Below are 13,661 nucleotides of genomic sequence, written 5' to 3' on the forward strand. Positions count from 1 at the left end.
TTCCATGTTCACCCATCGCCGCGACGTGCAGATCCAGTGGGGCGATTGCGACCCCGCCAACATCGTCTATTACCCGCGCTACTTTGCGATGTTCGACGATTCAACCTCGATCCTGTTCGGAGCCGCCGGCTATTCGAAGCAGGACCTCGTGCACAAATACGGTCTGGTCGGCATTCCCATGGTGGATACGCGGGCGAAATTCCATATCCCGTCGACCCATGGCGACTGGATCACGATCGAAAGCCGGATCGAGAGTTTCAAGCGCTCCAGCTTCGAGGTCACCCACAAGGTGTTCAAAGGCGAGGCGCTGGCGATCGAGGCGTTCGAGACCCGCGTGCTGGTCGGCCGTCATCCGGACGACCCGGCGAAGCTGAAATCGGCGCCCATGCCGCAGGAGATCATCGAGCGGTTCATGCGGGGCTGAGGGCGTTATTGAGCTGACTTATTAGGCTGACTTGGACCCGCGCATGACCTAAAGAAGGGGCTGAATTGCCTGCCGGATTTTGCTTTAGACTATAAAAAGATACTCAAAGGGAGGAATGAATGAAGAAGGCTCTTCTGTCCGCAGCGGCCGTCGTGGCGGCACTCGCGCTAACAGGCTCGCCGGCGCTGGCGCAGACCAATGAAATCACCATTGGCATCTCGATTTCGACCACCGGGCCGGCTGCGGCGCTCGGCATTCCCGAGCGCAACGCGCTGGATTTCGTGCCGAAGGAAATCGGCGGCGTGCCGCTCAAGCTGATCGTGCTGGACGACGGTGGCGATCCGACCGCGGCCACTACCAATGCGCGCCGCTTCGTCACCGAATCCAAGGCCGACATCATCATGGGCTCCTGCACCACGCCGCCGACGATTGCGGTGTCGACGGTCGCCAATGAAGCCGCCATTCCGCATTTCGGCCTGGCGCCGTTCCCGATCAACGAGGCGCGCATGAAGTGGTCGGTCGACCTGCCGCAGTCGATCCCGATCATGGGCAAGGTGCTGTACGAGCACATGCGGGCGCACAATATCAAGACCGTCGGCTATATCGGCTACTCCGATTCCTACGGCGACCTCTGGGTCAACGACTTCAAGGCCCAGGGCGTGCCGATGGGTATGACCATGATCGACGAGGAGCGTTTTGCGCGGCCGGATACCTCGGTCGCCGGCCAGGTGCTAAAACTCGTCGCCGCCAATCCCGACGCGATCCTGATCGGCGCGTCCGGCACCGCCGCGGCCTTGCCGCAGACGGCGCTGCGCGAGCGCGGCTACAAGGGGCTGATCTACCAGACCCATGGCGCCGCCAGCATGGACTTCATCCGCATCGCGGGTGCGGCCGCGGAAGGCGTGATCATGTCGGCGGGTCCGGTGATGTCGCCGGAAACCCAGGCCGACAGCGCGCTGACCAAGAAGCCGGGCCTGACGCTCAACACCGCCTATGAAGCCAAATACGGCGCCAACAGCCGCAGCCAGTTCGCCGGTCATTCCTACGATGCGTTCGAAGTGCTCAAGCGCATCATTCCGGTGGCGCTGAAGGCCGGCAAGCCCGGCACGCCGGAATTCCGCGAGGGAATCCGTCAGGCCTTGATCTCCGAAAGGGAAATCGTCGCGACCCAGGGCGTCTACAACTGGACCGAAAAAGACCGCTACGGCCTGGATGACCGCTCGCGCATCCTCCTGACCGTGAAGGACGGCAAGTACGTCCCGGCGATGTGAGCTGAGGAGCGAGATGGCGTGACTTCTCACGTCCGCTAAACACAAGGGCCGGCTCTCTCAGAGAGTCGGCTCTTTTCTTACCCTCCCCTGGAGGGGGAGGGTCGACGCTCATGCAATGAGCGGCGGGGTGGGGTGACAGTCTATCGTCGTCGGCTGTGTTTCAGTGGCTGGATTCCAGAAGCGGATGACGCGATATCCTTGCTGTTCGAGCCAAAGCTGTCTTTCGTTGTCGCGCGCGGCTGTCTCGTCATCATTATGATGCCCACCGTCGAGCTCAATAATCAGCCGCTTTGCGGGGCAGAAGAAATCGACGACGTAAGGGCCGATCGGTGTCTGACGCCGGAAGTGCGTCCCGTCGACGGGAAGCTCTTTCAGTGCGCGCCAAAGCATTCGCTCATGTGGCGTGGTGTTGGCTCGAAGCTTCTTGGCTACTGCTCGGCGTATGGCAGTCGAGACCATGATCATCTCGCTCGCGGATAGATCACCCCACCCCGTCTCACATGTCGCCCCGCTCCATGTGAGCCGACCCTCCCCCTCCAGGGGAGGGTGAAGTGGAGCGCAATCCCAAGGCGAGCGCAAGCAGCGCTAAAACGGCGCTCAAACCTCCATGTTAGGTGAGCGCTTTTTTCTTACCCTGCCCTGGAGGGGTCGAGACGAGCGTAGCTCGCTCTTGGGTCGACGCTCATGTAATGAGCGGCGGGCTGGGGTGACGGTCTATCGCCAAGGATAGTGTCTACGCTATGCCGATCGCTTGCCAGCAATGCCGGGAAGCGGCGTTTCACGCGGTTGCGGCAGCGACTGGCTGAGGCGCCGGAGCATGGTGCTGGCCTGCTCCACCGCATGGTCCAGCAGCCAGCGCTCGAACGCCTCGGGCGGCAAAGCGGGGGCGAACAGATATCCCTGAACGACGTCGCAGCCGAGCGTCTTCAGCACGTTGCGCTGGGCCTCGGTTTCGACGCCTTCGGCGACCACGGTCATCCCAAGACTCTGGCCGACGCGGACCACGGCGGTGGCGACCGCCAGTGCGCTGGCGTCGCGTTCGATGTCGCGCATGAAGGCGCGGTCGATCTTCAATTCGCGGATCGGCAAATGTGCCAGCCGGCTCAGGCTCGAATAGCCGGTTCCGAAATCGTCGAGCGACAATCCGACGCCGAGCTCGCGTATCGCATTCATGGTTTCGATCGCCACCGAGCGCTCTTTCATCAGCACGCTTTCGGTGATCTCGAGCATCAAGGCTTCCGGCGGCAGGCCGTTGGTCGCGAGGTTTTCGGCGACGACAGCCGCGAGATTCCGGTTCTGAAAATTGATCGGCGACAGATTGACCGACACGCATGGCACGTCGAGCCCCGCGCGGCGCCAAGCGGCCAGTTGCCGGCAGGCCTCGCGGATCGACCACATCCCGATCTGCTCGATCAGGCCGCATTCTTCCGCCAGCCGGATAAACTTCAGCGGCGGTACCTCGCCGAGCACCGGGTCGTGCCAGCGCGCCAGGGCCTCGGCGCCGTAGATGGAGCCGTCGACCGTGCGGGTCTGCGGCTGGTAATGCAGCTTCAGTGCGTCGTTGGCGATGGCATTGCGCAAGGCGGCGATGTGGATCAGCCGCTGCTCGTCGAGCCGGTTCATGTCGACGCTGAAGAAGCGATAGGTGGCGCGGCCGGCCTGCTTGGCCTTGTACATCGCCGCGTCGGCCTGCTGCATCAGCGTATCGATATCGGTGGCGTTGTCCGGATAGACGCTGATGCCCATGCTGGCGGAGATCGGCACCTGCCTGTCTCCAAGCCGCAACGGCGACGTCAGCGCCTCGGTGATTTCGGAGGCGATCAGTGAGGCTCTGGCGGGATCGCCATTCGGCAAAACGATCACGAATTCGTCGCCACCCAGGCGTCCCAGCATGTCGCCCGGCTGAATCCGGGCGCGCAGACGCCGTGTCAACTCCACCAGCAACTCATCTCCGGCCGAGTGCCCAAGCGTATCGTTGACGTCCTTGAAATGATCGAGATCGAGGAACAGCAAGGCGACATTTTGTCCGTCATGGCAGCCTTTGATCGCGTGGTCGATCAGATGACGCAACTGGGCACGGTTGGGCAGGCCGGTCAGCATGTCGTGATAGGCGAGCCGGGCGATCTGGGCCCGGGCTTCCTTGCGTTCGATCGCCAGCGCGCCGAGATGAACGCAGGCTTCGACGATGCGCTGATGCCAGCGGCTGGGTGCGCGGCATTCCCTGAAATAAAACGCAAAGGTTCCGATCACGCGGCCGTCCTTGGCCTTGATCGGCGTCGACCAGCAGGCTTTCAGGCCGGCTGCCAGCGGCATGGCCTTGAACGGCTGCCAGCGCGGATCGGTGTCGATATTGTCGGCCAGCACCGCTCTGCCGTAATAGGCCGCCGAACCGCACGAGCCGATCTCCGGCCCGATGGCGACGCCGTCGAGCGCGCGGGAATATTCCGCAGGCAGACTCGGGCCACCCAGCGGGTGGATCAGTCCGTCGGCGTCAACGTGCAGGACCGAAGAGACGACATCGGGCGCGATGATTTCGACACGCCGGCAAAGCCGGTCGGAAATTTCCGTGATCGGGACCTCGTCGGCCAGCGCACCCATGATGAGCTGTTGCAGCGATCTCAACTGCCTGGTCTCGCTGATATCGGTCAGCAGGCCGAAAATGTATTTGATCCGCCCGCGCTCATTGCGAAACGCTTTTACGGTGATCGACAGCCAGATCTCGTCGCCATTCCGGTCGTAGGCGAGGATTTCCTCGTCGCCGTCGTCTCTAGCGCCGATCCGCCGTCGCAACCTCGACAGTGCGGCGCGGTCGGAGTGCGGCCCGGCGAGCAACTGGCCGACTTGCCGCCCCATGACTTCCTCAGGCGAATATCCGAACAAGCCGGCGAAGGCGGCGTTGGTGTAGACGATTCCAAGGCTGCGATCGGTGACGACGACCCCACGGTTGGTCTTGTCGGCCACCAGATTGAGCAGAGCCATCTTGTCGCGTCGTGCGATATCGACGGTGATATCCCTGACGAAAGCCATGGTGTTGACGTTGCCGTCGATCGCGACGCGCGACACCGACAGCGCAACGCGAATGGGTCGGCCGTCTCGATGGTGGATCGTGATCTCGGAGTCGCGCTTTCGCACGGGCCGACCGCTGGCCGCCTGATCCGCCGCGGCAATTTGCCGGAGTTGGTGATCGTACAGCCCGAAAAGGTCGGCATCGCGGCCCAGGACCTCGGCGCGGGAAAATCCCCAGATACGCTCGGCCGCCGCATTGAAATGGCGCACGCGGCGGTCGCTGTCGACAATGACGACGGCGTCGCTGGCCTGCTCAAGTGCTGCGAGCAGGAACTCGGGTGTTTCAACCGCGGGGCAATCGTCGGCGCGCATCGTCTGACCTTGGGCTCGTCGGTCTCCGTCGGCGTTCGGTGCCGACCGGTAGCTGACTACATTTTCGCAAGGTTAGGGTTCGGAGAGTGTTCAGGAAGTTCTTCGATGCAACGACGCCGGGCGAAACCGGGATTATGCTTAAGAATGTATTAGGAGCCGCCGGCCTGCGCAGGGAGAATGACGTTCTCTTACCTTCCCCCTCCAGGGGAGGGTGAAAGCGGGGAAGGTGGAACCGCGCTAGACCGCGCTCTCGCCTTCGTGCTGGAAGCCGAGGTAGCTCGCCGCGACGCGCTTGTTGGCGGCGATGTCTTTCGCGGTTCCGTTCAGGATAAATTCGCCGAGCTCCATCACATAGGCACGGTCTGCGATCTGCAGCGCGGCCTGTGCATTCTGCTCGACCAGCAGTACCGACACGCCGGCGGCGCGCAGTTCGCCGATGGTGCGGAAGATGTCGGCGACGATGATCGGCGCTAGGCCAAGACTAGGCTCGTCCAGCATCAGCAGTTTCGGCGCGCCCATCAGCGCGCGGCCCATCGCCAGCATCTGCTGCTCGCCGCCGGACAGCGTGCCGGCGAGCTGCTTGCGCCGCTCCTTCAGCCGCGGAAACAGCGTGTAGACCCGTTCGAACGATCTCAGCGCGACGGTCGCGATCCGGAACGCACCGAGCTGCAAATTGTCCTCGACATTCATGGTGCCGAACAACTCGCGATGTTCGGGCACCAGGCAAAGGCCCGCCGCGACGCGGTCCTCGATGTCGAGCGGGGCCATGTCGTTGCCGGCAAAGGCCGCCTGGCCCTTCAGCGGCAGGATGCCCATGATGGCGTTCAACAGCGTGGTCTTGCCGGCGCCATTGGCGCCGATGATGGTGACGATCTCGTTGTCGGCGACGTCGAGCGACACCGAGCGCACGGCTTCGACCTTGCCGTAGGAAACATGGACGTCGGCGACCGACAGCAGCGCGCTCATGCGGTCGCTCCCAGATAGGCTTTGATCACATCGGGATTGGTCTTGATCGCGGCAGGCGCGCCTTCGGCGATCTTGGTGCCGAAATCGAGCACCACGATGCGGTCGGCGAGGTCCATCACAAAGCCCATGTCGTGCTCGACCAGCAGCACCGACATGCCGCCGTCGCGCAGTTGACGAAGCAGCGCGGCAAGCCGCTGCTTCTCCATGTGGCGCAGGCCGGCGGCGGGCTCGTCGAGCAGCAGCAGCAGCGGATCGACGCATAGCGCGCGGGCGATTTCGACGATGCGCTGCTGGCCGAGCGACAGGCTTCCGGCGAGCTGGTCGATCTGGTCGCCGAGGCCGACGCGCTCGATCTGGCGCGCGGCTTCCGCCAGCAGTCGCGCCTCGTCGGCACGGTCGAACCGGAACATGCTCGAGATCGCGCCGGCACTCCCGCGCAGATGCGCGCCGATCGCGACGTTCTCCAGCACGGTCATGTCGGGTACCAGCTTGACGTGCTGGAACGTGCGGCTGACGCCGAGCTTGACGATTTCCTGCGGCGGGGCGTTGTCGACCTTCTTGCCGAGCACCGAAATCGTGCCGCCGGTCGTGGTCAGCACGCCCGTAATCAGGTTGAACGTCGTGCTCTTGCCGGCGCCGTTGGGGCCGATCAAGGCGACGATCTCGCGTGTGTGAACGTCGAACGAGACGTCGTTGACGGCGATCACGCCGCCGAATTGCTTTCGCGCGTTCTCGATGTGCAGCAGCACCGACGGTGTTGACGGTGCGCGCACGCGGGCAGGGAGCTTGAGCGAGGTGTCGGGAATCTTGCGGGCCGGCTTGAGCGGCAGCCGCGCCATCAGCCAGGGCCAGACGCCGGTCGGCGCCAGTTGCAACAGGCCGACCAGGAGGATGCCGAACACGATGGTCTCGAGCTGGCTCTGGCCGCCGAAAATATATGGCAGGTAGCTCTGCAAAACTTCTTTCAGGATCACGACGATCCCGGCGCCGAGTACGCCGCCCCAGACATAGCCGGCGCCGCCGACCACCGCGATGAACAGATATTCGATGCCGGCCTGGGCGCCGAACGGCGTCGGATTGGCCGAACGCTGGAAATGCGCGTAGAGCCAGCCGGACAGGCCCGCCAGCACCGCCGCATAGATGAACACCAGAAGCTTGGCGCGCGGCGTCTGCACGCCGAAGGCTTCGCCCGCGATGTGCCCGCGCCGCAGCGCGCGTATGGCGCGGCCGGTGCGGGAGTCCAGCAGGTTCATCGTCAGCAGCGCCGAGACCAGCACCGCGATCCAGATCGCGAAATAGATCGTGCCCGGGTCGATCATCCTGAGCGAGCCGATCGAGAGCGGCGGAATGCCCTGAATGCCGTCATTGCGGCCGAGGAATTCCAGCTTGCTGAACAAATAAAACAGCCCGATGCCCCAGGCGATGGTGCCGAGCGGCAGGTAATGGCCTGACAGACGCACCGTGACGATGCCAAGCAGCACCGCCGCGATGCCGCTGACCAGCAGCGACAGCGGCAGCGTCAGCCAGGGTGATAGGCCGTAGGTCGTGGTCAGCACCGCCGTAGTGTAGGCACCGAAGCCGCAGAAGGCGGCCTGGCCAAATGACGTGAGGCCGCCGACGCCGGTCAGGATCACGAGGCCCATCGCCACCAGCGAAGCGAGGCCGATGTTGTCCAGCAGCACGATCCAGAACGGCGGCACGCCGGGGATGAACGGGATCGCGGCCATCACAACCGCGAAGATGATGAGGGGAAGCCGCTGCGCCATGACGGTCAATCCTTCTCTTCCTCGACCGCGGGCGCTGCGAGCGACCGCAGCACCAGTACGGGAAGGATCAGCGTGAAGACGATGACCTCCTTGAAATTGCTGGCGTAGAACGAGGAGAAGGCTTCGACGCAGCCGACCAGCAGGGCGGCGATCGCGGTGAGCGGATAGCTGATCAACCCGCCGATGATGGCGGCAATAAAACCTTTCAGGCCGATGAGAAAACCGGTGTCGTAATAGAGCGTCGTGATCGGCACGATCAGGATGCCCGAGATGGCGCCGATCACGGAGGCGAGCAGGAAGGCGATCTGGCCCGACAGCGTGGTGCGGATGCCGACCAGGCGCGCGCCGAGCCGGTTGACGGCGGTGGCGCGCAGCGCCTTGCCCATCAGCGTGAAGCCGAAGAACAGCCACAGGCCAACGATGAAGGCGATGGTGAGGACATAGACCGCGATGCTCTGGCCGGTGAAGCGCAACGGCCCGATGGTGAGGGCGGCGTTCGACAGCGCCGGTCCGCGCAGGCCTTCGGCGCCGAAGAACACCAGGCCCAGGCCCTGAAGCGCCAGATGGCAGCCGACCGAGGCGATCAGCAGCACCAGCACCGAAGTGTGCGCCAGCGGCTGGAACGCGATGCGATACAGAAACAGTCCGATCGCCGCGACGATCAACAGCGCCAGCGCGATATTGACCGCGACCGGGGTCTTGGGGCTGGCGAAGGCGTAAGTCAGCGCCAGGATCGCTACCGGAAAAACGATGTTGACCGCAAACGCGCGCGCCACCGGTTTGAGGCGCAGCGATCGCCGGATGGCAAACAGATCGAGCCCGAACGCCACCACGCCCATCGCGACCGCGAGCCGCGCCGTGCCCGGCACCTGTCCGGTCGCCAGCATGGCGTAGCTCAGCGCGCCATAGGTGACGAATTCGCCCTGCGGGATCAGGATGACGCGGGTGACCGCAAACACCAGAACCAGCGCCAGCCCGAGCAACGCATAGATCGCGCCATTGGTGATGCCGTCCTGCAGCAGGAACAGCATGATCGTCGTGTTCAAGACCTGGCGCTCCCCCTCAGGCGTCGAGCCGGCCGCGACCCTGGGCGGTCAGCCGGTCCCCCGATATCGGCAGTTGAAAGCCGCTGGTATTTGATATAATGCATAACAATTATCAAATATAACATCAAGGCCCGGACCGTCGACGGGACTTCTTATCGGGATTGCGAGCCGCGAGCGATGACAGTTTCCAAGGTGACCGCCGACGCCGTCAAGCCTTCCCGTCCCAACGGCAAGGAGGCTGTCGAGGGCGCCGCTGACAATGCCACCCTGCAATTGGGCGAACTGTCCGAACTTCTCGGCTATTCGCTCAAGCGCGCCCAGCTCAAGGTGTTCGAGGACTTTCTGCGCTGCGTCGCGCCGCTGCAACTGACGCCGGCGCAATTCTCGGTGCTGCTATTGCTCGACCGCAATCCCGGCCGCAACCAGACCGAGATCGCCAACACGCTCGGCATCCTCCGGCCGAATTTCGTGGCGATGCTGGACGGGCTCGAGAGCCGCGACCTCTGCGCGCGGATGCGCTCGGCCAACGACCGCCGCTCCCACATCCTGATGCTGACCGACAAGGGCCGCGCCGTGCTGACGCGCGCCAAGAAGCTGGTCGCCAGCAAGCACGAGGCCCGGCTCAACGAGTTGCTCGGCCCGGAAGGTCGCGTCGCGCTGCTCGAAATGCTGTCGAAGATCGCGATGGAGTTTTGAGGGGGGCGTCTTGCGTCTCTCAGTCGTCATTGCGAGGAGCAAAGCGACGAAGCAATCCATTCTTCCTATGCGCCGCGAAATGGATTGCTTCGCGGAGCCTGTCATCGGGCGCGCATTCGCGCGACCCGTTGGCTCGCAATGACGGCGGAGGGAGCGGCGCTTAGTCCACCAAAATCACCCTGACGTCGTTCACATTGGTCAGCGTCGGGCCGGTCAGCAGCAAATCGCCGGTCGCCTCGAAAAACGCCGACGCGTCGTTGTTGGCCAGATAGGCCTTGGGATCGAGCCCGAGCGACTTCATCTTCGCAAATGTCTTGTGGTCGATCACAGCGCCCGCAGGATCGCTGGCGCTGCCGGCGCCGCCGTCGGCGCCGTCGGTATCGGCGGCAAGTGCCGCAATGTCGGTTGTGTCCTTCAGGAGATCCGCCAGCGCCAGCGCATATTCCTGGTTAGGGCCGCCGCGGCCGTTGCCGCGCACGGTCACGGTCAGTTCGCCGCCGGACAGGATCGCGGTGCGCCTGCCTTCGCTGCGTGCCTTGAGCGCGAGCCGTGCATGCGCGGCGGCGACCTCGCGCGCCTCGCCTTCGAGGTCGGCGCCGAGTTCGATGATGTCATAGCCTGCGTCCTTGGCGATCCTGACCGCGGCATCGAGCGAGGCCTTTGGCCGCGCGATCAGTTCGAACTGCGCGCGGGCGAAGGCGGGATCGCCGACCTTGCAGCTTTCGTTGCGGGGATCATCAAGTGCGCGGCGGACCGCGTCGTCGATCGAGAGGTTATATCTCGCGACCAGCGCGCGGGCGTCGGCCAGCGTGGTCGGGTCCGGCACGGTCGGGCCCGACGCGATGGCGGACGGATCGTCGTGGGGCACATCCGATATCGCCAGCGTGACGATTTCGGCGGCGCGTTGTCCGGCGCGCGCCAGCCTTCCGCCCTTGATCCGCGACAGATGTTTTCGCACCACATTCATTTCGCCGATCGGCGCGCCCGAACGCAGCAGCGCCCGGTTGACCTGCTGCTTCTGCGCGAACGACACGCCCTCGACCGGCGCGATCCAGTTGGCGGAGCCGCCGCCGGACAACAGCACCAGCAGCAGATCGTCCGCGGTCGCCTCGGCCGCGAGGCGCAGCGTATCGTCGGCGGCCTTGAGGCCGGCTTCGTCGGGCACGGGATGACCGGCCTCGACGACGCGTATGCGCCGCGTCGGCACGCCGTGGCCGTGACGGGTGGTGGCAATGCCGATCAGGCGCGACGGGTCGAGCTTGAGCGCGTCGAGATAATGCCGCTCGGCCGCCGCCGCCATCGCGGCGGCGCCCTTGCCGGCGGCAAGGCAGATCACGCGGCCTTTCGGAGCAGGACGCAGATGCGCCGACAGCACCACATCGGGATGGGCTGCAGCAACCGCCGCGTCAAAAATCGCGCGGAGGAGGGGACGCCGGTCGGTCATGATATCTCCGCGGTCAGATCAGTTGCTGAGTTCGCCGCTGATGACGTCGCCGAACAATTGCCAGCGCTCGCCCTTGAACTGCATCAACTGCAACTGCTCGATCGGCTGGAAATCATCCGGGCCGGTGGTCAGCGTGATGCCGGGCAGCAGGCCGCCCTGCGCCAGTTGCTTGAGGCTGGCCGCCTGCTTCATGACGTTCTCGCGGGTCAGGTTGTCGCCGCAACGCCTCAGCACCTCGATCATGGTGGTCGCCATGTTGTAGCCGGTCATGGCGGAGGCATCGACGCGGTTGACCTCCGGCAGGTACTTCGCGAGCAGTTCGTCGAACGCCTTGATGCCGGCGTCTCCGGTCCATTGCGGATCGCTGACGTCCTTGGCATAGGCCGCCGACATCACGCCTTGCGAATTGTCGAGCCCGGCGGGCCGCATCACGGTCGCGGTCGAGGCGCTGACATTGGAGACGATGGTGACCGGCTTCCAGTTCATCTCGCCGATCTTCTTGATTGCCTGCGCGCCGAATTTCGGCGTCGTGAAGAAGATGATGACATCGGGATTGGCCGACTTCAGCCGCACCACGTGGTTATCGACCGTCGGCTCCGCCACCTCGTAGCTCTCCTCCGCGACGATGCGCGACGCGTCGCTGCCAAAACCGTCCTTCAGGCCCTTCAGGTAGTCCTTGCCCATGTCGTCGTTCTGGTAGAGCACCGCGATCTTCGCCGCCGGCTTCTCCTTGGCGAGATATTTTGCGTAGATCCGCGACTCGCTCTGGTAGGAGGGCAGCCAGCCCATGGTCCAGGGAAAATTCTTCGGGTCGTTCCACTTGGTGGCGCCGGTGGCGACGAACAGTTGCGGCACCTTCTTGCCGTTGACGTATTTCTGGATCGCGGTGTTGGAGGCGGTGCCGAGCGTGCCGAACAGCAGGAGCACCTCGTCGCTCTCGATCAGCTTGCGCGCCTGCTCCACGGCTTTGGGTGGCGAGTAGGCGTCGTCGTAGGAAATGAAGTTGATCTTGCGCCCGTTGATGCCGCCGTCGTCGTTCACTTTCTTGAACACCGCGCCCATCGCCTTGCCGACCACGCCGTAGGCCGAGGCCGGGCCGCTATAGGGAACGATGTTGCCGATCTTGATCTCGGTGTCGGTGGCGCCGGTATCGTATTTCTTCTGCGCGAACGCCGCGTGGCCGGAGGCTATCGCCAGCGACAGACCGAGAAGGACGGTGGCGGCGTGGCGGCTGATCGGGCTGGTCATCCAGTGAACTCCCTGTGACGTTCTTGGCGGCCCGTTCGGATCGAGCGGGCCTGTGGTTTCTTCGATTTGCATTGATACAGGGGAAAAAAATGTTCGCAAGAAAAAGCCCCCTGCGACGGTATCGCAGGGGGCTCAATATCGGGCAGTTCTAGCCGCCGGCGTCGGCGTTGATGACCTCGCCGAACAGGTCCCACTTCTCGCCCTTGAACCGCATCAGCTGAAGCGAGGAAATCGGGGCGTAATCGGTTGGGCCGGTGTTGATCATGATGCCGGGCAGCAGCACTTCGGTGCGGAAGTCCTTCAGGGAGGCTGCCTGCTTCATCACGTTTTCGCGGGTCAGGTTGTCACCGCACTGCTTCAACACCTGCACCAGGGTCTGGGCAACGCCGTAGCCGACCACGGTTCCACCGTCGAGCTTGTCGCCTTCCGGAAAGTCCTTGTTCATGAAGGCGTAGAATTCCTTCATGCCGGGATCGTTGTCCCACTGCTTGTCGGAGGCGTCCTTGAGGTAAGCGGCCGAGATGATGTCCTGGGCGTTCTCGAAGCCGGCCGGCTTGATCACGCTGCCGACGGAGGCCGAAACGTTGTTGAGGAAGTGCATCGGCTTCCAGCCGACTTCCGCCACCTTCTTGATCGCCTGTGCGGCGAATTTCGGCGTGGCAATGTCGATGAACACGTCGGCATTGGTCGACTTCAGCTTGACGATATGGTTGTCGATGGTCGGCTCCGAGGTCTCGAAACTCTCCTCGGCGACGATCATGGTCGCCGCCTTGGGTCCGAGGCCGTCCTTCAGGCCCTTCAGGTAGTCCTTGCCGTAATCGTCATTCTGGTAGAGCACCGCGATCTTGGCGTCCGGCTTGTTCTTCAGGAGATACTTCGCATAGATCTGGGTTTCGCTCTGGTAGTTCGGCTGCCAGCCCATGGTCCAGGGGAAATCCTTGGGATCGTTCCACTTGGTGGCGCCGGTGGCGACGAACAGTTGCGGCACCTTCTTGGAGTTCATGTACTTCTGGATCGCCGAGTTCGACGGCGTTCCGAGCGAGTTGAAGACCAGCAGCACCTCGTCGCTCTCGACCAGCTTGCGGGCCTGCTCGACCGCCTTCGGCGGCGAGTAGGCGTCGTCATAGCTGATGAAGTTGATCTTGCGGCCGTTGATGCCGCCGGCATCGTTGATCTTCTTGAAATAGGCGGCCTCGGTCTTGCCGATAATGCCATAGGCGGAAGCGGGTCCGCTGTAGGGCATGATGTTGCCGATCTTGATTTCGGTGTCGGTTGCGCCGGTGTCGTATTTTTTCTGCGCCAGCGCCCCGCCGGACGATGCAGCGAAGATGACCAGCGCGGCCGAAGCCACGGCAAGCCGTTGAGTGTTAATGAGCATTATGTCTCTCCCTCGTTGATGACAAATGATGTGTCACGGCCTTC

At 63.7% G+C, this 13,661-nt stretch carries 11 protein-coding genes; 3 read left to right on the top strand and 8 right to left on the bottom strand.

From position 1 onward, the window contains the following. Window positions 1-4: 4 nt before the first annotated feature. Both BLR13_RS21485 and BLR13_RS21490 read left to right on the top strand, forming a co-directional pair. On the top strand, window positions 5-424 hold the full coding sequence (locus BLR13_RS21485; protein ID WP_074819798.1) for an acyl-CoA thioesterase: 420 nt from the start codon (window positions 5-7) through the stop codon (window positions 422-424). Window positions 425-543: 119 nt separating this feature from the next. Further along, window positions 544-1,695: an ABC transporter substrate-binding protein gene (locus BLR13_RS21490; RefSeq protein WP_074819796.1), complete on the top strand. Its 1,152-nt coding sequence runs from the start codon at window positions 544-546 to the stop codon at window positions 1,693-1,695. 108 nt (window positions 1,696-1,803) lie between these two features. Here BLR13_RS21490 and BLR13_RS21495 read toward each other — a convergent pair whose 3' ends face one another. The 5 genes from BLR13_RS21495 to BLR13_RS21515 all read right to left on the bottom strand — a co-directional run bounded on the left by BLR13_RS21495 (window position 1,804) and on the right by BLR13_RS21515 (window position 8,851). Continuing rightward, the gene (locus BLR13_RS21495) at window positions 1,804-2,154 is read right to left on the bottom strand and encodes an endonuclease domain-containing protein (RefSeq protein ID WP_074831256.1); all 351 of its coding nucleotides are present in this window, start codon (window positions 2,152-2,154) and stop codon (window positions 1,804-1,806) included. A gap of 279 nt (window positions 2,155-2,433) precedes the next feature. Beyond that, window positions 2,434-5,073 carry an EAL domain-containing protein gene (locus tag BLR13_RS21500; RefSeq protein ID WP_074819794.1) on the bottom strand — a complete coding sequence of 880 codons (2,640 nt, stop codon included), beginning with the start codon at window positions 5,071-5,073 and terminating at the stop codon, window positions 2,434-2,436. Between the two features lie 237 nt (window positions 5,074-5,310). Then, a complete protein-coding gene (locus tag BLR13_RS21505) occupies window positions 5,311-6,039 on the bottom strand; it encodes an ABC transporter ATP-binding protein (RefSeq protein ID WP_074819792.1) in 729 nt (242 codons plus the stop codon). Then, window positions 6,036-7,805, bottom strand: coding sequence for a branched-chain amino acid ABC transporter ATP-binding protein/permease (locus BLR13_RS21510; protein ID WP_074819790.1), 1,770 nt, complete (start codon window positions 7,803-7,805; stop codon window positions 6,036-6,038). The genes BLR13_RS21505 and BLR13_RS21510 overlap by 4 nt, the downstream gene beginning before the upstream one ends. 5 nt (window positions 7,806-7,810) lie before the next feature. Then, complete coding sequence (locus tag BLR13_RS21515) at window positions 7,811-8,851, bottom strand: branched-chain amino acid ABC transporter permease (protein ID WP_074819788.1); 1,041 nt, start codon at window positions 8,849-8,851, stop codon at window positions 7,811-7,813. 177 nt (window positions 8,852-9,028) lie between these two features. Here BLR13_RS21515 and BLR13_RS21520 point away from each other — a divergent pair, with 177 nt between their 5' ends. Next, entirely contained in the window at window positions 9,029-9,547 is a 519-nt protein-coding gene (locus BLR13_RS21520) for a MarR family winged helix-turn-helix transcriptional regulator (protein ID WP_074819786.1), read from the top strand. A 160-nt stretch (window positions 9,548-9,707) separates the two neighbouring features. Here the strand turns inward: BLR13_RS21520 and BLR13_RS21525 are convergent, their stop codons facing one another. The 3 genes from BLR13_RS21525 to BLR13_RS21535 form a co-directional block, all read right to left on the bottom strand. After that, window positions 9,708-10,991 carry a glycerate kinase type-2 family protein gene (locus tag BLR13_RS21525; protein ID WP_074819783.1) on the bottom strand — a complete coding sequence of 428 codons (1,284 nt, stop codon included), beginning with the start codon at window positions 10,989-10,991 and terminating at the stop codon, window positions 9,708-9,710. An 18-nt stretch (window positions 10,992-11,009) separates the two neighbouring features. Continuing rightward, complete coding sequence (locus BLR13_RS21530) at window positions 11,010-12,239, bottom strand: ABC transporter substrate-binding protein (RefSeq protein WP_074819780.1); 1,230 nt, start codon at window positions 12,237-12,239, stop codon at window positions 11,010-11,012. A gap of 148 nt (window positions 12,240-12,387) precedes the next feature. Then, entirely contained in the window at window positions 12,388-13,617 is a 1,230-nt protein-coding gene (locus BLR13_RS21535) for an ABC transporter substrate-binding protein (RefSeq protein ID WP_074819777.1), read from the bottom strand. Between the last annotated feature and the right edge of the window lie 44 nt (window positions 13,618-13,661).

It is taken from the genome of Bradyrhizobium ottawaense, from assembly GCF_900099825.1.
GTDB lineage: Bacteria > Pseudomonadota > Alphaproteobacteria > Rhizobiales > Xanthobacteraceae > Bradyrhizobium > Bradyrhizobium ottawaense_A.